General features: G+C 60.2%; 21 protein-coding genes. 14 read left to right on the top strand and 7 right to left on the bottom strand.

The genetic code is table 11. From position 1 onward, the window contains the following. Window positions 1–2: 2 nt before the first annotated feature. The 3 genes from ACEWPJ_RS03835 to gatC are packed head-to-tail and all read right to left on the bottom strand — an operon-like array spanning window position 3 to window position 2,488. On the bottom strand, window positions 3–677 hold the full coding sequence (locus ACEWPJ_RS03835; RefSeq protein WP_416511019.1) for a hypothetical protein: 675 nt from the start codon (window positions 675–677) through the stop codon (window positions 3–5). A 36-nt stretch (window positions 678–713) separates the two neighbouring features. Beyond that, window positions 714–2,201, bottom strand: coding sequence for an Asp-tRNA(Asn)/Glu-tRNA(Gln) amidotransferase subunit GatA (gene gatA, locus ACEWPJ_RS03830; RefSeq protein WP_416511018.1), 1,488 nt, complete (start codon window positions 2,199–2,201; stop codon window positions 714–716). Then, window positions 2,201–2,488, bottom strand: a complete 288-nt coding sequence (gene gatC / locus ACEWPJ_RS03825; RefSeq protein WP_416511016.1) for an Asp-tRNA(Asn)/Glu-tRNA(Gln) amidotransferase subunit GatC — start codon at window positions 2,486–2,488, stop codon at window positions 2,201–2,203. Before gatC ends, gatA begins: the two co-directional genes overlap by 1 nt. A 126-nt stretch (window positions 2,489–2,614) precedes the next feature. Between gatC and ACEWPJ_RS03820 the strand changes: the two genes are divergently transcribed. Beyond that, a complete protein-coding gene (locus tag ACEWPJ_RS03820) occupies window positions 2,615–3,307 on the top strand; it encodes a metal-dependent hydrolase (protein WP_416511015.1) in 693 nt (230 codons plus the stop codon). Window positions 3,308–3,376: 69 nt separating this feature from the next. Here ACEWPJ_RS03820 and ACEWPJ_RS03815 read toward each other — a convergent pair whose 3' ends face one another. Next, window positions 3,377–3,829 (bottom strand): nucleoside deaminase, encoded by a 453-nt coding sequence (locus tag ACEWPJ_RS03815; RefSeq protein WP_416511013.1) that lies wholly within the window; start codon window positions 3,827–3,829, stop codon window positions 3,377–3,379. 76 nt (window positions 3,830–3,905) lie between these two features. Between ACEWPJ_RS03815 and ACEWPJ_RS03810 the strand changes: the two genes are divergently transcribed. The 11 genes from ACEWPJ_RS03810 (at window position 3,906) to ACEWPJ_RS03760 (ending at window position 14,070) form a co-directional block, all read left to right on the top strand. Then, on the top strand, window positions 3,906–4,712 hold the full coding sequence (locus ACEWPJ_RS03810) for a pseudouridine synthase (protein WP_416511012.1): 807 nt from the start codon (window positions 3,906–3,908) through the stop codon (window positions 4,710–4,712). A gap of 67 nt (window positions 4,713–4,779) precedes the next feature. Further along, on the top strand, window positions 4,780–5,598 hold the full coding sequence (locus tag ACEWPJ_RS03805) for a TerC family protein (protein ID WP_416511011.1): 819 nt from the start codon (window positions 4,780–4,782) through the stop codon (window positions 5,596–5,598). 171 nt (window positions 5,599–5,769) lie between these two features. Further along, entirely contained in the window at window positions 5,770–6,657 is an 888-nt protein-coding gene (locus ACEWPJ_RS03800) for a 5-bromo-4-chloroindolyl phosphate hydrolysis family protein (protein WP_416511009.1), read from the top strand. Window positions 6,658–6,671: 14 nt separating this feature from the next. Next, on the top strand, window positions 6,672–7,862 hold the full coding sequence (locus ACEWPJ_RS03795; RefSeq protein WP_416511008.1) for a toxic anion resistance protein: 1,191 nt from the start codon (window positions 6,672–6,674) through the stop codon (window positions 7,860–7,862). Between the two features lie 9 nt (window positions 7,863–7,871). Beyond that, the gene (locus ACEWPJ_RS03790) at window positions 7,872–8,819 is read left to right on the top strand and encodes a DUF2927 domain-containing protein (RefSeq protein WP_416511006.1); all 948 of its coding nucleotides are present in this window, start codon (window positions 7,872–7,874) and stop codon (window positions 8,817–8,819) included. Between the two features lie 24 nt (window positions 8,820–8,843). Then, complete coding sequence (locus tag ACEWPJ_RS03785; protein ID WP_416511004.1) at window positions 8,844–9,950, top strand: SPFH domain-containing protein; 1,107 nt, start codon at window positions 8,844–8,846, stop codon at window positions 9,948–9,950. Window positions 9,951–9,998: 48 nt separating this feature from the next. Beyond that, window positions 9,999–11,108 carry a primosomal protein N' (replication factor Y) - superfamily II helicase gene (locus ACEWPJ_RS03780; protein ID WP_416511003.1) on the top strand — a complete coding sequence of 370 codons (1,110 nt, stop codon included), beginning with the start codon at window positions 9,999–10,001 and terminating at the stop codon, window positions 11,106–11,108. Between the two features lie 67 nt (window positions 11,109–11,175). Further along, the gene (locus tag ACEWPJ_RS03775; protein WP_416511001.1) at window positions 11,176–12,093 is read left to right on the top strand and encodes a carbohydrate kinase family protein; all 918 of its coding nucleotides are present in this window, start codon (window positions 11,176–11,178) and stop codon (window positions 12,091–12,093) included. Further along, entirely contained in the window at window positions 12,093–12,530 is a 438-nt protein-coding gene (dtd, locus tag ACEWPJ_RS03770) for a D-aminoacyl-tRNA deacylase (protein WP_416511000.1), read from the top strand. The genes ACEWPJ_RS03775 and dtd overlap by 1 nt, the downstream gene beginning before the upstream one ends. A 73-nt stretch (window positions 12,531–12,603) precedes the next feature. Continuing rightward, window positions 12,604–13,470: a DMT family transporter gene (locus tag ACEWPJ_RS03765; protein WP_416510999.1), complete on the top strand. Its 867-nt coding sequence runs from the start codon at window positions 12,604–12,606 to the stop codon at window positions 13,468–13,470. 372 nt (window positions 13,471–13,842) lie between these two features. Next, on the top strand, window positions 13,843–14,070 hold the full coding sequence (locus tag ACEWPJ_RS03760; protein WP_416510998.1) for a hypothetical protein: 228 nt from the start codon (window positions 13,843–13,845) through the stop codon (window positions 14,068–14,070). A gap of 44 nt (window positions 14,071–14,114) precedes the next feature. Here ACEWPJ_RS03760 and gcvP read toward each other — a convergent pair whose 3' ends face one another. The 3 genes from gcvP to gcvT form a co-directional block, all read right to left on the bottom strand. Continuing rightward, window positions 14,115–16,967 (bottom strand): aminomethyl-transferring glycine dehydrogenase, encoded by a 2,853-nt coding sequence (gcvP, locus tag ACEWPJ_RS03755; protein ID WP_416510996.1) that lies wholly within the window; start codon window positions 16,965–16,967, stop codon window positions 14,115–14,117. 73 nt (window positions 16,968–17,040) lie between these two features. Further along, window positions 17,041–17,406 carry a glycine cleavage system protein GcvH gene (gcvH, locus tag ACEWPJ_RS03750; RefSeq protein WP_416510995.1) on the bottom strand — a complete coding sequence of 122 codons (366 nt, stop codon included), beginning with the start codon at window positions 17,404–17,406 and terminating at the stop codon, window positions 17,041–17,043. Between the two features lie 17 nt (window positions 17,407–17,423). Beyond that, entirely contained in the window at window positions 17,424–18,521 is a 1,098-nt protein-coding gene (gene gcvT / locus ACEWPJ_RS03745) for a glycine cleavage system aminomethyltransferase GcvT (protein ID WP_416510994.1), read from the bottom strand. Window positions 18,522–18,675: 154 nt separating this feature from the next. On the opposite strand from gcvT, the gene ACEWPJ_RS03740 reads away from it, so the two are divergent. Beyond that, window positions 18,676–19,284, top strand: a complete 609-nt coding sequence (locus tag ACEWPJ_RS03740) for a helix-turn-helix domain-containing protein (protein WP_416512998.1) — start codon at window positions 18,676–18,678, stop codon at window positions 19,282–19,284. Between the two features lie 66 nt (window positions 19,285–19,350). Next, window positions 19,351–20,676 (top strand): UDP-glucose dehydrogenase family protein, encoded by a 1,326-nt coding sequence (locus ACEWPJ_RS03735; protein WP_416510992.1) that lies wholly within the window; start codon window positions 19,351–19,353, stop codon window positions 20,674–20,676. The last annotated feature ends 26 nt before the right edge of the window (window positions 20,677–20,702 follow it).

The raw sequence follows: 20,702 nt of genomic DNA, 5'->3' as shown, positions 1-20,702 counted from the left end.
GATCAGTTGCGCGCGCGACGCGCGGCACGGAACGGCGCCGGATCCCAGTAACAGGCGAACCCGTCGCCATCGGGGTCAAGCCCCTTGCGGTCCCGCTGCGGCCCGCCAGAACGCAAGAAATCCTCCTGCGCCAGATCGGACGATCCGTATTTCGCACAGTTGCGGTTGAAACGAGATTCGGCCAACAGCATCGACCGGCTATATTGCGACTGCCCGACAGTGTTCGTCGTGGACAGCGCATATTCAACGATGTTCGGCCCACCCGACCCTGTGCGCTGTGGCAGCGCCGTCGGCTGGATCACCTGATATTGCTGGCGGTTTTGTTCGATCCGCTGACGGTCGCTCGCGATGGTTTCGCGGTTCGATACGGCATCAAAGTTCTGTTCATCCGAGATTCCGGCATTATTGACCGGCGCCGCTGGCGTCGCGGGCGCACCCGTCGGTGCTGCACCTGCGTCGGCACCCAGTATCTGCTGGCGTTCTTGCGGTGTCAGGACAGGGTCCTGCGTTTGCGCCGCACCGGGCTGGGCCTGACCACGCAACGCAGCATCCCGCGCGGCTTGCTGGCGCAAATACTCCGGGTAGCTTTGGAAACCAACGCCGGATCCGCTGTCGGGCGCCTCTTGGGTGCACGCGACAAGCGCAAGCGCCGATATCATCGGGACAAGAAACCGCATCAAACCATACCTGCCTTTTTCATTTTGACGGGGGTTTTACCACCATTTACCGGGTTTGGAAACAAAACCTGCCGCCTGCTCCAACACATAGGCGGAGTTGAGCAATTCACCCTCTTCCCACGGCTTGCCAATCAATTGCAGCCCCAATGGCAACCCCTGCTTGTCGAGTCCCGCCGGAACCGCGATGCCCGGAAGCCCCGCGAGGTTCACCGTCACGGTAAAGACGTCGTTCAGATACATCTGGACCGGATCGGCATCCGCCATTTCGCCAAGACCAAAGGCCGAAGACGGGGTCGCAGGTGTCAGGATCGCATCGATTCCTTGGGCGAACACATCCTCAAAGTCCTTCTTGATAAGCGTCCGCACCTTCCGCGCGCGGTTGTAATAGGCATCATAGAACCCGGCGGACAGCACGTAAGTGCCAACCATCACACGGCGCTGCACCTCGGGTCCAAACCCTTCGGCACGGGTCTTTTCATACATGTCGTTGATGCCGTCGCCCTGGCTTAGCTTCGCGCGGTGACCGTAACGCACACCGTCATACCGGGCGAGGTTGCTCGACGCCTCAGCCGGTGCGATCACGTAGTAGGCGGGCAGCGCGTATTTGGTATGCGGCAGCGTGATATCGACGATTTCGGCCCCCGCATCTTTCAGCATCGCAGTGCCGTCGGACCATAGCTTTTCAATCTCGTCCGGCATTCCGTCCATCCGGTATTCCTTGGGAATGCCGATTTTCTTGCCTCGAATGTCGCCGGTTAGCGCCGCTTCAAAATTCGGCACGGCAAGTTCCGCGCTGGTCGAATCCTTCGGGTCGTGGCCACACATCGTTTCGAGCATGATCGCCGCATCGCGTACGGATTTCGTCATCGGCCCCGCCTGATCCAGAGAGCTTGCGAACGCGATCACGCCCCAACGGGAACAGCGCCCATAGGTCGGCTTGATTCCGGTGATCCCCGCAAACGCGGCAGGCTGGCGGATCGACCCGCCCGTATCCGTTCCTGTCGCACCAAGGCACAGGTCCGCGGCCACGGCGCTCGCCGATCCACCGGACGAGCCACCAGGAGTCAATTCCGCATCGTCATTGCCGCGCCGCCATGGGTTCACCGCGTTGCCATAGGTTGAGGTCTCGTTCGACGACCCCATCGCAAACTCATCCATGTTGAGCTTGCCGAGCATCACGCTCCCCGCGTCCCAAAGCTGCTGGGTGATGGTCGACTCATATTCCGGCTTGAACCCGTCCAAAATCGCCGACCCAGCTTGCGAGGCGACGCCCTTGGTGCAGAACAAGTCTTTGATACCCAGCGGGATACCGCACATCGCTGGCGCGTCGCCTTTGGCGATCCGCGCATCCGCCGTTTTCGCCTGTTCGCGGGCGATCTCCGGCGTGTTGTGGACAAAGGCGTTCAGAATGCCCGCGCCTTCAATCTCGGTCAGGCACGCTTCGGTCAGTTCAGCCGAAGTGACATCCCCCGCTCGCAAGCTATCCCGTGCTTCGGCAATCGTCAGTGTGTTCAACTCGCCCATTATTCCACCACCTTCGGAACCGCAAAGAACCCTTCACGCGCGTCCGGCGCGTTTGACAGAACCTTGTCCTGCTGGTTGCCATCCGTCACCTCATCCGTGCGCCGTTTCAGGCGCATCGGTGTAACCGAGGTCATCGGCTCAACCCCCTCGACGTCGACTTCGTTCAACTGCTCGATAAACCCGAGGATCGCGTTGAATTCGCCTGCCAGCGCGGGCAACGCGTCCTCTTCCACCCAGATACGGGCCAGATGCGCCACCCGGCGCGCTGTGTCCTTGTCGATCGACATGGGGCTCTCCGTTTCTATGTTGCCTGTCGTTTAGCGCCCCTGCCCCGCGCTCGCAAGGCCACCCACGGCGCTTTGACGCCGTGAAACGAAACGCTAGGCTGTGCGAAACTGATAGAGGAGGACGTTATGAAAATCATCTGGCTTGGACATGGCAGCTTTCGGTTTGAAATCGGCGGGCAGGTTCTGCTGCTCGACCCGTGGCTGACTGGCAACCCGATGCTTCCCGAAGATCAGCATGACGCCGCTGTGATGGGCGCCACCCACATCCTGCTGACGCACGGCCATTTCGACCACGTGATCGACGTTCTTCCCCTTGCCAGGAAACTGAAAATCCCGGTCCTCGGTCAATACGACCTGATGAGCTATTGGGAAGAGCACGAGAAAATCGAAACCGTCGGCTTCAACAAGGGCGGCACGATCGACGTCAACGGCATCAAAATCACTATGGTCAACGCCATCCACAGCTCTACCTTCGCGACCGATAGCGGCCCCCGCATCGCCGGCACCGAATGCGGCTACATGATCGAAGGCGACGGTCACACGATCTACAAATCCGGCGATACCGACGTGATGTCCGACATGAAAATCTTTAATGACCTGCACAAACCCGATATCGGCATACTCTCCGCCGGTGGCCATTTCACGATGGATATGAAACGCGCCGCCTATGCCGCCAAGAGCTTCTTCGACTTCAAGACGGTCATCCCCTGCCACTACAAGACGTTCCCGATCCTCGAACAATCGGCAGACACGCTTTCCGCCGCCCTTCCCGGCGTCAACGTCATCGAACCGGAGGTGATGCAGCCCATAGACCTCTAGGTTTTCATCTTTCTCTAAATATCCATATTCCTTGCCCCCGCAGACGGATCTGCCGTCGGGGGCAAGCTCCTACCGGCGCGACGCGAAAAACGCCTTCAGCAATTGTTCCGAGGCCCCAGCATCAATCCCGTCATAAACCTCGGGAACATGATGCGCTTGCGGATGATCAAAGATACGCGGCCCCTGCGCCACACCGCCGGATTTGGGGTCGGCCGCCCCGTAATACAGCCGCGCAATCCGGGCGGCGGAGAGGGCCATTGCGCACATCGGGCAAGGTTCAAGCGTCACGTAAAGGCTGTGACCCGGCAATCGATCCGACCCGGCAGCGCGGCACGCCTCGCGGATCACCAGAATTTCCGCGTGCGCCGTCGGGTCCGCCAACTCCCGTGTCCGGTTCCCCGCCGTTGCAACGACCGCGCCCGCCTCGTTCACCAGAACGGCACCCACCGGCACTTCGCCACGCTCAGCGGCGGCGCGCGCCTGATCTAATGCCAAGGCCATATGAGAATTGAACGGGCTCATCCCCCTTCTCTGCCCTGCCCGTGCGTCCTTGCCAAGCCGCTTTCCCTTTTCGGTCAGACACGCTAAGGCCACTCCCATGACCGACACGCCGAAAAAAGAGACGCCGAAAGGCGACCGGATTGCCAAAGTGCTTGCCCGAGCGGGCATCGCTTCCCGCCGCGAGGCTGAGCGGATAATCGAAGCGGGCCGCGTCACCGTGAATGGTAAGAAAATCGAAAGCCCAGCGCTGAATGTCACGCCGTCTGACAAGATAACCGTTGACGGGAAAGAGGTGGGCGAACCCGATCCCCCGCGCCTGTGGCTTTACCACAAGCCTGCGGGCCTTGTGACGACCAACCGCGATGAAAAGGGCCGGGATACGGTGTTTGACGCCCTGCCCGATGACATGCCGCGTGTCATGTCCGTCGGGCGTCTTGACCTCAATTCCGAAGGGCTGCTGCTGCTCACCAATGACGGAGAGATCAAGCGCCGCCTTGAACTTCCCTCGACCGGGTGGCTGCGCCGCTACCGTGTCCGCGTCAAAGGTCGCCCTACGGACGATATGTTCGACCCGCTCCGCAAAGGGGCAACCATCGACGGGGAGAAGTTTCAGCCGATGACAGTGACGCTCGACCGTCAGCAGGGCGCAAATGCGTGGCTGACCGTGGCGCTGCGCGAGGGGAAAAACCGTGAAATCCGCCGCGCGATGGAGCATGTCGGCCTAGACGTGAACCGCCTGATCAGGGTCAGCTACGGCCCCTTCCAGCTTGGCCAGCTTAAAGCGGGCGAGGTCGAAGAGTTGAAACAGCGCGTCGTGCGCGACCAGCTTGGCCTTGGTGAAGCCCCGAAACCCAAGCCCCAACGCACCCGCCGCCCGTCCCGGAACACCCCCCGCAAACGCTAGGGCGTTTTCAACCGCGCCGCCCCGCGCTATGAGGGAAACAAGTGTGTTTCATTATTAGGGGCGGATCATGGCCGAACTTCTGACCTTCGAAAACCTGGGCAACCTTCTGATGCTGTGCTTTTTGCAAGCGGTGCTGGGGTTCGACAACCTTCTGTATATCTCAATCGAAAGCCAGCGCGCGCCTGTCGCGCACCAGAAAGCCGTGCGGTTCTGGGGCATTATCGTTGCCGTCGCGCTGCGTGTCATTCTGCTGTTCGTCATGATCCGGCTGATTGATGCCTTGGCCGAACCGTTCTTTATCATGAACTGGCCCGGCATACTCGAAGGCGGCGTGAACTTCGCCACCGTTGTCTTTGTTTTCGGGGGTATATTCATCATTTACACCGCCGTGAAAGAGATCGGGCATATGCTGTCGATCGAACATCTCGGCACCGACGTCAATCAGAAGCCGGGCAAGTCGGCCACGCAGGTCGTGCTGCTGATCGTTCTGATGAACCTGATCTTCAGCTTTGACTCGATCCTGTCGGCGCTTGCGATCACCGATGTGTTCCCGATCCTCGCGACGGCGATCCTTCTGTCGGGTGCCGCGATGCTGCTGCTTGCAGATGGCGTGACCAGTTTTCTTGAAAAGAACCGGATGTATGAGGTGCTGGGTCTGTTTATCCTTCTGATCGTCGGTGTCGTCCTGCTGGGCGAGGCCGGACCGGCGGCCGCCCACGCGATGCACGACGATGCGTTGCAAATCAAGGTGTTCGGCTACGACATTATTCCCATGTCGAAATCCACCTTCTACTTTGCGGTTATCGTGCTGTTTGCGGTGGAAATCATCCAATCCGGCTATTCCCGCAAGCTGAACGCGGAAAGGCGTGCTGCCGCCCATCAATAATTCCCCCTAACCCACAGGGTAGATTGCGTCGGGCGCTTCGCCTATATCTAGGCGGGTGCTCGAATTTTCGGGCTGTGGAGGGATCTGAATGAGCGAAACCGGCCTGCAAAAACTGGCCTTTGTCATTCTTGTTGCATTGATCCTCTATGTCTCTGTCACAGGGGGCGTATGATGGCAGAGCGTTTCGGCGGAAAATATAGTCCCGACGGGGCAAGAAGCGACCTTGATACCCCCTATCGGGGCAAGCGCCGCACCCGTGTTGGTGGCCGTGCCAATCTGCTGTTTTTCGCACCACTTCCACTTGCAATCCGGGCGTTCTGGCAGGAACCGACGGGCCTTGTGATGATGCTGGCCGCGTTCGGCGTGCTGATCCTTGCTGCGTGGCTGACCCGCGAAGGGCTGATCGCGCAAGAGGCGTATGAGGCCCGCAAGGTAGCCCGACGCCCGGCGTTTCCGCGCAAGATTATCGGCTCTCTCCTGACCGGGGCGGGCCTGTTCCTCGCGTCCTTCGCGACAGGTGGGGGGCTTGTCGCGCCGATCCTGCTTGGCGGGCTTGGCACGGGGTTGCACTTTTTCGCGTTCGGCCCGGACCCGCTTAGCAACAAGGGGATGGAGGGTGTCGATACCTTCCAGACAGACCGCGTCGCCCGAATCGTGGATGAAGCGGAAAAACACCTGACCGCTATGTCCGACGCGATCAAACGCGCAGGCGACCGACGGCTTGAGGGGCGGGTTGAGCGTTTTCAGACCACCGCCCGCGATATGTTCCGCACCGTAGAAAACGACCCGCGCGACCTGACCGCCGCCCGCAAATACATGGGTGTCTATCTAATGGGCGCGCGCGATGCGACAGTGAAATTCGCCGACCTTTACGCCCGCACCCGCGACGCGAAGGCCCGCGACGACTACGAAGCGCTGCTGACCGACCTCGAAGACAACTTCACCGCGCGAACCCGCACGCTGATGCTGGACGATCGCAGCGATCTTGATGTCGAAATCAAAGTGCTGCGCGAACGACTGCAACGCGATGGAATCCAAATACAACGAATGAACGATTAACGAGGGAGAACTCCATGTCCGAAACAACGCGCGAAAAGGCGCAGGCAACTCTGGCCGAAGTCGAACAGGTCAGCGCCGTCATCCTGCCCGAACCGTCCACCGAACTTGTACCGCTGGCACAGGCCGAAAAACCCGTCGCCGCCGAAATCAAAAAACGGATGGGCGAAATCGACATGGAGGATACCAATTCTATCGTCTCCTTCGGCTCCTCCGCGCAGGCAGAGTTGCAACAGATCAGTCAGGCCATGCTGCAAGACGTCCGCAACAAGGATGTCGGCCCTGCCGGCGATAGCCTGCGATCCATCGTAACGACGATCCGCGGCTTTTCGGTCAGCGAACTCGACGTGCGCCGCAAGCTTAGCTGGTGGGAACGCCTGCTGGGCCGCACCGCGCCGTTCGCAAAGTTCATCGCGAAGTTTGAAACCGTGCAGGCCCAAATCGACAAGATCACGGATAACCTGCTGAAGCACGAACATACGCTGCTGAAAGACATCAAATCGCTCGATCAGCTTTATGAGAAGACGCTTAGCTTTTACGACGAGCTTGCGCTTTACATCTCTGCTGGCGAAGAGAAACTGCGCGAGCTTGATGAAAAAACCATCCCCGCGAAGGAAAAACAGGTCGAAAAGGCGGCCGAGAAAAATCAGGTGATGAAAGCGCAGGAACTGCGCGATCTGCGCGCCGCCCGCGACGATCTTGAACGCCGGGTGCACGACCTGAAACTGACCCGGCAGGTGACGATGCAGTCGCTTCCGTCGATCCGTCTGGTGCAGGAAAATGACAAATCGCTTGTCACCAAGATCAACTCCACCCTCGTCAACACCGTGCCGCTTTGGGAAACTCAGCTGGCACAGGCCGTGACGATCCAACGCTCTGCCGAAGCGGCAGGTGCTGTGCGTGAGGCGAATGACCTGACGAACGAATTGCTCACCTCAAACGCCAAGAACCTGCGCGAAGCCAACACGGTTATCCGCGAGGAAATGGAGCGCGGCGTCTTTGACATTGAATCCGTCAAGGCCGCAAACGCCGACCTGATCGCCACGATCGAAGAATCCCTTCAGATCGCGGATGAGGGCAAAGCGAAACGTGCTGCCGCCGAGGAAGAGCTCAAAAAGATGGAGCGTGAACTCAAGGACACGCTTGCGTCAGCAAAGGCCCGTGGTGATAGTGTCGGCGACACCTCCGGCACTGCGGTGCCCGGCTAAAGGACCCGCATGACTAAACGTCCACTCTTCGCAGCCTTGCTGACCGCGCTTGTCGTCGGTCTAGCTGGCTGTGAAGAGGTGATCGTCGCCTCATCCCCCGTGCCGACGCCTCGCCCGCCGAGCCTTGGCCCGAATGTCGCCCCGCAATCTGCTGAAAGCGTCGCGATGGAGCGATATCTTACCAGCGTGCAGAACGATCTGGTCACGCAAGGGCTGCTGCGACGCGACGGCGGCGGCCCTGACGCGCCGTTTGACACCAAGGATGTCGTTGAGAATTTCATCCGCATCGCACTGTTTGACGAATACCAGTTTCGGGGCGGGCGCCTTGTCGCCCGCGAAACGGAAAGCAATCTGCGCCGTTGGGAAAGCGCGGTTCGCTTCGGGGTCACCTTCGGCCCCAGCGTGCCTCTTGCCCAACGCAAGACGGATCGCGACAACATCGCCCGCTACGCGCGGCGCTTGTCGAACGCGACGCGCCACCCGATCAGCGTGACCAACACCAACGCGAATTTCCACGTGCTGATCCTGAACGAAAACGAACGCCGCGGCTTTGCATCTGCGCTGCGCCAGCTTGTGCCCGACCTTAACGAAAGCACGGCGCGGTCGATCCTCACTATGCCGCGTTCGACGCTGTGCCATGTCTATGCGTTCTCCGCCGGTTCCGGCAGCTACGCCTATACCAAGGCCGTCGCCGTGATCCGCGCAGAACACCCGGACCTAACCCGCCTGTCCTGTGTCCACGAAGAGCTGGCGCAGGGGCTTGGCCTTGCCAATGACAGCCGCGACGCCCGCCCTTCCATCTTCAACGATGATGAGGAATTCGGCCTGCTGACAAAACACGACGAATTGCTGCTGCGCATCCTCTACGACCGGCGCCTTGCCCCCGGCATGGGCCCGGAGCAGGCCCGCCCGATCGTGCGCACCATCGCGGCAGATCTGATGGGCGGCTCCACCTGATTAATGAGACGAAAGGCGTGACTTATGGGTATTCTTGATTTTCTGACCGGTGAATTCATCGACGTCATCGAATGGACGGACGACACGCGCGACACGATGGTCTGGCGGTTCGAACGCGAAGGCCATGAAATCAAGTATGGCGCCAAGCTGACCGTGCGCGAAGGCCAGGCCGCTGTCTTCGTGCATGAAGGGCAATTGGCCGATGTGTTCACGCCCGGTCTCTACATGCTTGAAACCAACAACATGCCGATCCTGACAACGCTCCAGCACTGGGATCACGGGTTCAAATCGCCGTTCAAATCAGAAATCTATTTCGTCAACACGACGCGGTTCAACGATCTGAAATGGGGCACGAAGAACCCGGTGATCCTACGCGATCCTGAATTCGGCGCGGTCCGCATCCGCGCCTACGGCACCTACACCGTGAAGGTGTCTGAACCCGGTCGGTTCCTGACCGAGATCGTCGGGACCGATGGTGAATTCACGATGGATGAAATCAGCTACCAAATCCGCAACATCATCACGCAGGAGTTCTCTCGCGTGGTCGCGAGTTCGCGGATTCCCGTGCTCGACATGGCGGCGAATACGTCCGACATGGGCAAGCTTGTCGCCGCGCAAATCTCTGAAACCGTATCGGCTTACGGGCTGAACATGCCTGAGCTGTATATCGAAAATATCTCGCTCCCGCCTGCGGTCGAACAGGCGCTCGACAAACGCACGTCGATGGGCATGATCGGGGATCTCAATGCCTTCACCCAATACTCCGCCGCCGACGCGATGAGCGAGGCCGCCGCCAACCCAGCAGGCGGTGGCATGGGCGCTGGCCTTGGAATGGGCATGGGCATGGCGATGGCCAACCAGATGGCGCAGGCCGGCCCGTGGGGCGTTGTGAAGGGTGCCGCAACCCCGCCCCCGCCGCCGCCAGTCGAAAAGGTCTGGCATATCGCCGATGGCGGTGAAACGAAGGGGCCGTATTCCCGCGCCGCGATTGGCCGGATGACATCCGACGGCACGGTCACACGCGACACCTACCTTTGGACTGCAGGACAGGACGGCTGGCAAAGGGCCGAGGATATCGACGAACTCGCTCAGCTTTTCACCGTTCTTCCGCCACCACCACCCGGTAGCTGATCCCGTTTCATCTTGCCCGAAATACTCCCGCCGGAGGCATGAAATCTCATGGCGCCCACGCCACCCCCAGCGCCCACCCAAGCCGAACACCGCTTTCCCTGCAACACATGTGGGTCGGACCTGAGGTTCGACCCCGTCGCGGGGCAACTGACCTGCGACCACTGCGGCAATACGCAACCGCTTGAAGGGCATGGCCCGCAACCCCAAACCATCCGAGAGCTTGATTTCCGCGACGCCCTGAACGCGAACCTTCCGGACGTTGAAATCGAAGAAACCCGCGTTCTGTCCTGCCCGAATTGCGGCGCGCAGGTCGAACTCGGCGGCCCGGATCACGCAACAGAATGCCCGTTCTGCGCAACGCCTGTCGTTACGGATACCGGCACGCACCGCCACATCAAACCCCGCGCCCTACTGCCTTTCGCGATTGAGGAGCGCTCTGCCCGCAAGGCGATGACCGATTGGCTGGGCCGCCTGTGGTTTGCCCCGACCGGGCTGCAGGACTACGCGCGAAAGGGCCGTAAGATGCAAGGCGTCTATGTCCCCTACTGGACTTTCGATGCCGATACGAAAAGCCGCTATCGTGGCGAACAGGGCACTGTTTACTACGAAACCCGCACAGTGATGCGGGATGGCAAACGGGTTCAGCAGCGCGTGCAAAAGGTGCGCTGGCGTCCGGCCGCGGGCCGCGTGGCGCGGTTTTTTGACGATGTGCTTGTTCTCGCGTCTCGCAGCCTGCCGAAACGCTATACTGATGGGTTAGAGCCTTGGGATCTGTCGGCGCTTGAACCTTACCGCCCCGAATACCTCGCCGGGTTTCGCGCCGAAGGGTATACGGTGGAACTGGACGAAGGCTTTGGCGAAGCCCGCGTTTACATGGATCGCATCATCCAGCGCGACGTGAAATTCGACATCGGCGGCGACCGCCAGCGCATCCACGACATCAATACTTCAATCGGGGATGTCACGTTCAAACACGTGCTGCTTCCGGTCTGGCTCGCCGCATATAAATACCGCGGCAAGACTTATCGCTTTGTCGTCAATGGCCGCACTGGGCGGGTGCAGGGCGAACGACCGTGGTCTGCGTGGAAGATCGCGATTGCCGTTATCCTTGGCGCGATGGTTGCCGGGATCGCCGGATACCTCATCGCGCAACAGTAATTCCCGGCCTTGAATTTCAGCGAAACCAAGGGCATTGAGAGCGCTAACAAACAAGAACGGAGCCGCCATGATCCTCTGCTGCGGAGAATCCCTGATCGACATGCTGCCGCGCGACTTGACCGACGGCGGTGCGGGCTTTGCACCACATGTAGGTGGCGCGGTGTTCAACACGGCGATAGCGCTCGGCCGTCTGGGCGCGCCAGTCGGGCTGTTCAGCGGTGTGTCGCGCGATCTGTTTGGCGCTATGCTCGCCGATGCGCTGACAGCGTCCAAGGTTGAAACGGCGGCCCTCGCCCGCTCTGACCGCCCGACAACGCTGGCCTTTGTCACGCTCACCGACGGCCAAGCCCGCTATGCGTTTTATGATGAGGGCACGGCAGGTCGGATGCTGACAGAGGGCGACTTGCCCCAAACCGCCGCAGACGCCTATTTCTTCGGCGGCATCTCCCTCGTCTCAGAACCCTGCGGCAGTGTTTATGAGGCGTTGATGGCACGCGAAGCGCCCCGCGCCGTGACGATGATCGATCCGAATATCCGCCCCTCCTTCATCGCGGATGAGCCTGCCTACCGCGCCCGGATCGACCGTATGCTGGCGCTGGCAGATATCGTGAAACTGTCCGACGAAGACCTGCACTGGCTGATGGGTGACGGCACGACCGAGGCGCACGCGAACACACTGCTGTCGCGCGGACCAAAGCTGGTTTGCATCACCGAAGGTGCGGATGGCGTCACGGGCTATAGCGGCGCGCACCGCATCCACGTCCCTGCGCCGTCCGTCACCGTCGCCGACACCGTTGGCGCAGGCGATACGTTCAACGCGGGCCTTCTCGCCGCGCTTCACGATGTGGGCGCGTTGACGAAATCCCGCATCGCGGCGCTAAGCGAATCTGACATTACCAATGCCCTGGCCCTCGGCGCGCAAACGGCAGCAATCACCGTGTCCCGCGCCGGTGCCAACCCGCCTTGGCGCACGGAACTGACCTGATGCGCGCCCTGATCCAGCGGGTCGCGAACGCCTCCGTCACCGTTGACGGCGAAATGGTCGGTGAAATCGGTCCCGGTTTGCTGATACTCGTCTGCGCGATGGAGGGTGACACCGACACGCAAGCCGACCAGCTTGCCGCAAAAATCGCCAAGCTGCGGATTTTCAAAGACGATGCAGGCAAGATGAACCTGTCCTTACGCGATACGGGCGGCGCGGCGCTGGTCGTCAGCCAGTTTACCCTCGCAGCTGATACGACGCGCGGCAATCGTCCCGGCTTCTCTGCCGCGGCACCTCCGGCTGAAGGCGAACGCCTATACGCTTACTTCGCCGACCGGATGCGCGCAGAGGGGATCGACACCGCCCAAGGCCGCTTTGGCGCGGACATGGCGGTTGCGCTGACCAACGATGGTCCGGTGACGATCTGGATGGATATCTAGCGCCCGATTTTGCCACTTGCACCCCCCGACAAGACGCCCTAACCCGGCAGAAAAGCGGTGAGAGGGCGCGCGCGTGAACGACAACCTGAAGGGCAGCGTATTGATGGTCGCGTCAATGGCCGGATTCGCCCTTGAAGATATGTTCATCAAGTCCGCAACAGCAGTCGTTCCTGTTGGACAAGCTCTTATTATCTTTGGGTTAATCGGGATGCTGGTGTTCTGCGCGATGACCGCGCGGCGCGGCGAACGTCTGCTGCACCCGGCGATCCTGACACCGCCGCTTGCGATCCGTTCTGCCTGCGAAGTCGCGGCGCGTCTGTTCTACACGCTCGCCATCGCCCTGACGCTGTTGTCGAGCGCATCTGCCATCCTCCAAGCGACGCCGCTGGTCGTCGCGATGGGGGCGGTTTTGTTCTTTCACGAAACGGTCGGCTGGCGGCGGTGGTCCGCGATTGCCATCGGCTTTGTCGGAGTCCTCATCATCCTGCGGCCCGGCCTCGCGGGGTTTGAATTCGCGTCGATCTTTGCGGTGCTCGGCACGCTTGGGTTTGCTGGTCGTGATCTGGCAACCCGCGCGGCCCCACCCACCATGTCAAACCGCCAGCTTGGCATCTATGGCTTCGCGATGCTGATCGTCGCGGGAACGATCCTGCTGTCGATCACCGGCGGCGCAATCTGGCCGGACGTTTGGACGTGGATCAACCTATGCGCGGCGACACTCTTCGGCGTTGCGGGGTATTACGCGATCACGGCAGCGATGCGGATCGGAGAGATTTCTTTCGTGACGCCATTCCGCTACACGCGGCTGGTTTTCGCAATGGTGCTGGGCATTCTGGTGTTTGCCGAACGGCCCGACGCGCTAACGATCATCGGTAGCCTCGTGATCGTCGGCAGCGGCCTTTACACCGTGTTTCGCAGTCGCAAAGTCGACGGCCCCTGACCACCTGCGGCGGCGCGCGTGTTGCGCGGAAATCCCACAACCCGACGGTCGCAAAAGTTTTAGGCTTGGCGCGAATCGAAAACCGTGTATGTTCACGCTCCATCCAAAACGCAAACAAAAGGGGCGTTAACATGACTGATATCGTTTTTGCCACGCCCTTGTGTATTGGGATGATCGGCGACCATACATCGCTAAACGACCGAGCATTCAGGTCGTAGGCGCCGCCAACCGGCGCCACCCATAGGCGCCTTTTTCCAAGCCCAAACTCAATCGTGATGTCCGTGACTTCGGCTGCCGCCGTTTGTCGTTCGGGCGTCTTCACAACACATTTGCGACAGGAGTCGGCACGCGTAATGCGGCCGGTCAAACAAAATGGCACATATTCAGAAGACAGCGGGTTTCGCAGACCTGCGCATACCCATCAACGCCCTGATTGAACAGCACGGGGCATGGCGCGTTCTGGTCGCGGCGGTCATGGCACCGCTTCGGGGCCACGGAGGCAAGAAGGTCATAGCGACGCGCGATCTGAATGATCATCTACGCCGCGATGTCGGCCTGCCACCCGCAGGTGCAACGCGCAATCACTGGGATTACCTTTGATCCCTGCAAGTACCGGACGGCTGACGCGCAGCCGTCCGGTCAGATCACTCAGCCGCTTCGGCGTAAGCCTCCATCGGTGGGCAGGTGCAAACCAGATTCCGGTCGCCATAGGCGTTGTCCACCCGGTTGACGGGCGACCAGTATTTGTCGACCCGGAACGCGCCCGGCGGGTAGCAGGCGACTTGGCGGCTGTAGGGGCGATCCCACTCCCCGACGAGGTCGGCAACCGTGTGTGGTGCGTTCTTCAGCGGGTTGTTTTCCTTGTCGATCTTGCCCTCTTCGATCTCGCGCGCTTCTTCGCGGATCGACAGCATCGCCTCGCAGAAGCGGTCGATTTCGGCCTTCGGTTCGGATTCCGTCGGCTCCACCATCAGGGTTCCGGCGACCGGCCAGCTCATCGTCGGCGCGTGAAAACCGTTGTCGATCAGGCGCTTGGCAATGTCGTCCACGGTGACGCCGGCACTTTCATCCAGCGGCCGTGTATCAAGGATACATTCATGCGCGACACGACCTTTCTTTGACGAATAAAGGATATCGTATGATCCCTTCAGCCGCGCCGCGATATAGTTCGCGTTGAGGATCGCGACCTTCGTGGCCTGCGTCAGACCGGCCCCGCCCATCAGCAGGCAATAGGCCCAGCTGACCGGCAGTATGGAGGGGGAGCCGAACGGCGCCGCACTGACCGGCCCAACGCTGTCGCCGAATTCCGGATGACCCGGCAGGTAATCGGCCAGATGCGCCTTGACGCCAATCGGACCCATACCGGGGCCACCGCCGCCATGCGGGATGCAGAACGTCTTGTGCAGGTTCAGGTGGCTCACATCACCGCCAATGTCACCGGGGCGGGACACCCCGACCATCGCGTTCATGTTGGCCCCGTCGATATAAACCTGACCGCCGTACTTGTGCGTGAGGTCGCAAACTTCGCCAACGGTTTCCTCAAACACACCATGGGTCGAAGGATAGGTAATCATGCACCCGGCAAGGTTATCTGCGTGCTCTTCCGCCTTGGCGCGGAAATCGTCAAGGTCGATATTGCCGTGCTGATCCGCTTTCACAGGAACGACCTTCCAGCCGACCATCTGGGCCGACGCGGGGTTTGTTCCGTGTGCGGAGGTCGGGATCAGGCAGATGTTGCGATGCCCTTCCCCTTGCGCTTCGTGGTAACCACGGATTGTCAGAAGCCCGGCATATTCACCCTGCGCGCCGGAATTCGGCTGCTGGCTGATCGCGTCATAGCCGGTGATCTGGCACAGCTTGTCGTTCAGGTCCTCGATCATCTGCGTGTATCCGGCGGCCTGATCGGCAGGTACGAAGGGGTGGATATTCGCAAATTCCGGCCATGTGACCGGAATCATCTCAATCGTCGCGTTCAGCTTCATCGTGCACGACCCAAGCGGGATCATCGCGCGGTCAAGCGCCAGATCGCGGTCAGCCAAGCGACGCATATAGCGCGTGATTTCCGCCTCGGACCGATTCAGGTGGAAGATCGGGTGAGTCATGTATTCGCTGTCGCGCAGGTTGGCTTCGGGCAGGCGATATTCGCGGTTCTTTTCGCTGTCGTCTTTCATATCGCCACCAAAGGCCGCCCAGACAGCTTCGATGGTTTCGGGGCGGGTCTGTTCATCAAGGCTGATGCCCACGCGATCGTTTCCGATCTTTCGCAGGTTCACCCCCTGATCGACGGCGGCGTTCATCACGACGCCCTGCATCGCTCCGACATTAACCGTGATCGTGTCAAAGAACACTTCGGGTTCGACCTTGAAGCCCAACGATTCGAGACCTTTCGCAAGGCGCGCGGTCTTGCGGTGCACGGATTGCGCGATGGCCTTGATCCCGTCGGGACCGTGATAAACGCCATACATCGACGCCATGACGGCCAGCAATGCCTGCGCCGTGCAGACGTTCGAATTCGCCTTTTCGCGCCGGATATGCTGTTCGCGGGTTTGCAGGGACAGGCGGTACGCCTTGTTCCCACGGCTGTCGACCGACACACCAATGATCCGCCCCGGCATCGCACGCTTATAGGCATCGCGCGTCGCCATATAGGCCGCGTGCGGGCCGCCATAGCCCATCGGAACGCCAAAACGCTGGGTCGAACCGATTGCGATATCCGCCCCCATCTCGCCCGGTGATTTCAGCAGGGCGAGCGCCAGCGGGTCCGCCGCAACGATGGCAAGCGCCTTATGTTCATGGAGTTTCGCGATGATGTCGGTAAAGTCGCGCACGATCCCATAGGTGCCGGGATACTGGAAAATCGCACCGAACACCTTGTCGGCCTCGAAATCCAGCGGATCGCCAACGATGACGTCGATCCCCAGCGGCTCAGCCCGTGTTTTGATAACGGCGATGTTCTGCGGGTGGCAGTTTTCATCGACAAAGAACGCCTCGGCCTTCGACTTTCCGGCGCGTTGGGCCATCGTCATCGCCTCAGCCGCCGCGGTCGATTCATCCAGCAGCGACGCGTTTGCGATGTCTAGCCCGGTCAGGTCGGACACCATCGTCTGGAAGTTCAGCAGCGCCTCAAGTCGGCCTTGTGAGATTTCGGGCTGGTAGGGGGTGTAAGCCGTATACCACGCCGGGTTTTCCAGGATGTTGCGCAGGATCACCGGTGGGGTCGTCGTGCCGTAATACCCCTGCCCGATCAGCGAGGTCAGAACCTTGTTCTTATTCGCCACCTTGCGCATGTGATAGAGCGCGTCCCGTTCGGTCATTGCCGGACCCCAATCAAGCGGTTCAGCCTGACGGATCGCTTCGGGAACCGTGTCATCAATCAGTTGATCAAGCGTCTTGTAACCGATGACCTTGAGCATGTCCGCCATTTCCTTAGGGCTTGGCCCGATGTGGCGACGGTTGGCAAAATCGTAGGCTTCGTAGTCGGTAAGCTTGAACGTCATTGGGGGGTTCCCTTCAGAAACGCTGATCGCGCGGTCGGGCGCGATCAGATTGGGTGTCGCAGGTGTTTCGGGATCAGCCGATAAAGGCCTTGTAGGCGTCTTCGTCCATCAGATCTTCAAGCTGCTTGGCATCGTTGATCTTGACCTTGTAGATCCAGGCGTCGCCCTCGGGGCTTTCGTTTAGATTGCCGGGTGCGCCTTCCAGCGAGTCGTTCGCTTCGATGATTTCACAATCGACCGGAGCATAGATTTCAGACGCCGCTTTGACGGATTCGATAACGCCGATTTCGTCGCCCTTCTCGTATTCGTCGTCAGCCTCTTTCAACTCAACAAAGACAACATCGCCAAGCTGCTCAGCAGCGTGTGCGGTAATACCGATGGTGGCTGTATCGCCCTCGACCAAGATCCATTCGTGATCTTCGGAATAGTAGATGGCCATGTGGTTAGCTCCCGGAGTTAGCGTTTATAATTTTGCTGCACGAACGGCAGGGCAGCGACCGTTGCGGGTTGTGCCTTGCCGCGCACGATCAGGTTGAGTTTCGTGCCGACCTCAGCGTGGTCAGCACTGACATATCCCATAGCGACCGGTCCTTGAACCGTTGGGCCGAACCCGCCAGAGGTGATGCTTCCGACACTATTGCCCTCTGCGTCCTGAATTTCAACGCCTGCACGGGCCGGGGCGCGGCCATCGGGCAAAATTCCAACCAGCTTGCGGGATGGACCGTCGGCAAGCTGCTTCAAAATCCGCTCCGCCCCCGGAAACCCACCCTCTTCCCGGCGACGTTTCTGGATCGCCCAGTTGAGGTTCGCCTCAATAGGCGTGGTGTCCTGGTCGATATCGTTTCCATAAAGGCAAAGCCCGGCCTCCAGCCGCAGGCTGTCGCGCGCACCAAGGCCGGCCGGTTCGCAATCCTCATGCGCAAGGAAAGCGCGGGCGATCTCTTCCGCATGGGCTTCGGGGATTGAGATTTCGTATCCGTCCTCACCCGTATAGCCAAGCCGCGACACACGGCACTTCGCGCCCTTAATGTCCGCCGCGACGGTCTCCATGAATTTCAAATTCGCCGCTTCAGGGCAAAGCGCGGCAACCACTGCTTCGGCTTTTGGCCCTTGCACGGCGATCAGCGCGCGATCCGTGACCTCGATCACCTCGTGATCCGGCAGGCCGGCGCGCATATGCGGAATGTCCTGATCGCGCATGGAGGCGTTGACGACGATGAACACGTAGCCGCCCGCGTTGCTGACGATCAGATCGTCCATGATCCCGCCGTTTTCATTGGTAAAGAACGTGTAACGCGCCTTGCCTTCCGGCAGCGTTGACAGGGCCGCGGGAACCAGCGACTCCAACGCCTCAAGCGCGCCATCACCTTTCACCAACACCTGCGCCATGTGCGACACGTCAAACAGCGCGGCCTTTTCACGGCACTGCGTATGTTCGCCCATGATCCCCATTGGATATTGCACCGGCATTTCCCAACCGGCGAAATCAACCATCTTGCCGCCAAGTTCGACGTGCAGATCATAAAGCGGAGTGCGGCGGGGTGTACTTGACATATCGGCGTCCTTTTCAGGGTTTCCCGCGAGATTTTCGGCCCGTTCGCCAAAATTCCCCTATAGGAAACAAGTTTCCTTCTGTGTCATTTTGCCCTTCATATGCCTATACTAAAGATCGTTCAACTGATTCCTTTGAGGATACACGATGGCCGAGATGGAAGACCTGCAGCCCGTCGCATCGGACAACCTGCCCCCGAATGCCGAGGACGGCTCTTCCCTCGCGCGGATGATCCGCGAGGCGCGGCGCAAAAAAGGCTGGACGCTGGAAGAAACCGCGCGTCGTGCCGGGATTGGGCGGTCGACCCTATCAAAGATCGAAAACGATCAGACCCGCGCCGGTTTCGACATCATCCGCCGCCTGACCAAAGAGCTTGAGCTGCAAACTCCGCAGCTGTTCCTGCAATCCCGCAATCAGGGCGTATCCGGGCGCCGTGATTACACACGGCAAGGACAGGGCGAAGCGCGGTCAACCCGAACGTATGAACACGAACTGCTCTGCACCGAATTATCCAGCAAAGCCATGCTGCCCTATATCTCTCGCATCAAGGCGCGGGATATTTCCGATTACGACGACTGGATTCGCCATAGCGGAGAGGAATTCATGTTCGTCCTTGAGGGCGAGGTTGAGCTTCACACAGAACACTACCGCCCGCTGCGCCTGTCCGCCGGGGACAGCGTCTATTACGACAGCGGCATGGGCCACTGTTGTGTGTCGGTCAGCAACGACGATGCGCGCGTGCTTTGGGTATCGCTGGAACTATAGCGCCGTTGACACCCCCGTCACCATGCCGCATGTCGATCTGGCAGGACGAAAGACGAGGGGCACCAGATGAAAATCGCGATGATTGGAACCGGATATGTGGGGCTGGTGTCTGGCGTCTGTTTTTCGGATTTCGGGCACGAGGTTATTTGCGTCGACAAAGACCCGTCAAAGATAGACCGCCTGACCCGTGGCGAGGTGCCGATCTATGAACCCGGCCTTGAAGACCTGATCCAGAAGAACACCGGCGCCGGCCGCCTGACCTTCACCGAAGACCTCGCCGGGGCCGTCGCAAGCGCCGATGCGGTCTTTATCGCCGTCGGCACCCCGACCCGGCGCGGCGACGGACACGCGGACCTCACCTATGTCTATGCCGCCGCCGAGGAAATCGCGAACGCGATTGACGGATATACCGTCATCGTCACCAAATCGACCGTCCCCGTTGGCACCAATCGGCAGGTAAAACAGATCATCCGCAAAGCCTGCCCCGATGCGGAATTCGACGTCGCCTCCAACCCTGAATTCTTGCGCGAAGGGGCGGCGATTGACGATTTCATGCGCCCGGATCGGGTGATCGTCGGTGTCCAGAACGACCGCGCGGCCGAGGTGATGGAAGATGTCTACCGCCCGCTTTTCCTGCGCGACTTCCCAATCGTCACCACCGATCTCGAATCCGCCGAGATGATCAAATACGCCGCCAACGCCTTCCTTGCGACGAAGATCACCTTCATCAACGAAATCGCAGCCCTCTGCGAGCGGGTCGGCGCGGACGTGAAAGAAGTTTCGCGCGGCATCGGTTTGGATGGCCGGATCGGCAACAAGTTCCTGCATGCCGGCCCCGGCTATGGCGGGTCTTGCTTTCCGAAGGACACCAAAGCGCTCGCTCGGATCGGGCAGGAAAACGCTGTGCCGATGCAGATCACGGAAACGGTGATCAAGGTCAACGACGAAACAAAACGCCGGATGTTCGACAAGGTGATGGATATCTGCGGCGACAGCGTGAACGGCAAAACCATCGCAGTGCTCGGCGTGACGTTCAAACCCAACACCGACGACATGCGCGACGCGCCATCGCTTACCATCGTTCCGGCCCTTGTCGGCCGCGGGGCCAAGGTGCGCGTTGTCGATCCCCAAGGCCGACGCGAGGGTGAAGCGCTGCTGCCCGGCGTCCATTGGTCCAACGATGCCTACAAGGCCGCGCGCAACGCGGATGCGGTGGTAATCCTGACCGAGTGGAACGAGTTTCGCGCGCTTGACCTGAAAAAACTGGCGAAGAAAATGGCGCACCCGGTCATGGCCGACCTGCGTAACGTCTATTCGGAAAAGGATGCAAAACAGGCGGGCTTTGTCGGCTATGTCAGCATTGGACGGTCAGGCTTCCTTCCCGAAGCCTGATACCATTTTCCAAAAATATCCCTGCC

The organism is Aliiroseovarius sp. YM-037 (genome assembly GCF_048060095.1).
Classification (GTDB): domain Bacteria; phylum Pseudomonadota; class Alphaproteobacteria; order Rhodobacterales; family Rhodobacteraceae; genus JBLUOA01.
Note: the sequence above shows the minus strand (reverse complement) of the source record. Positions and strands in the feature narration are given on the sequence as shown.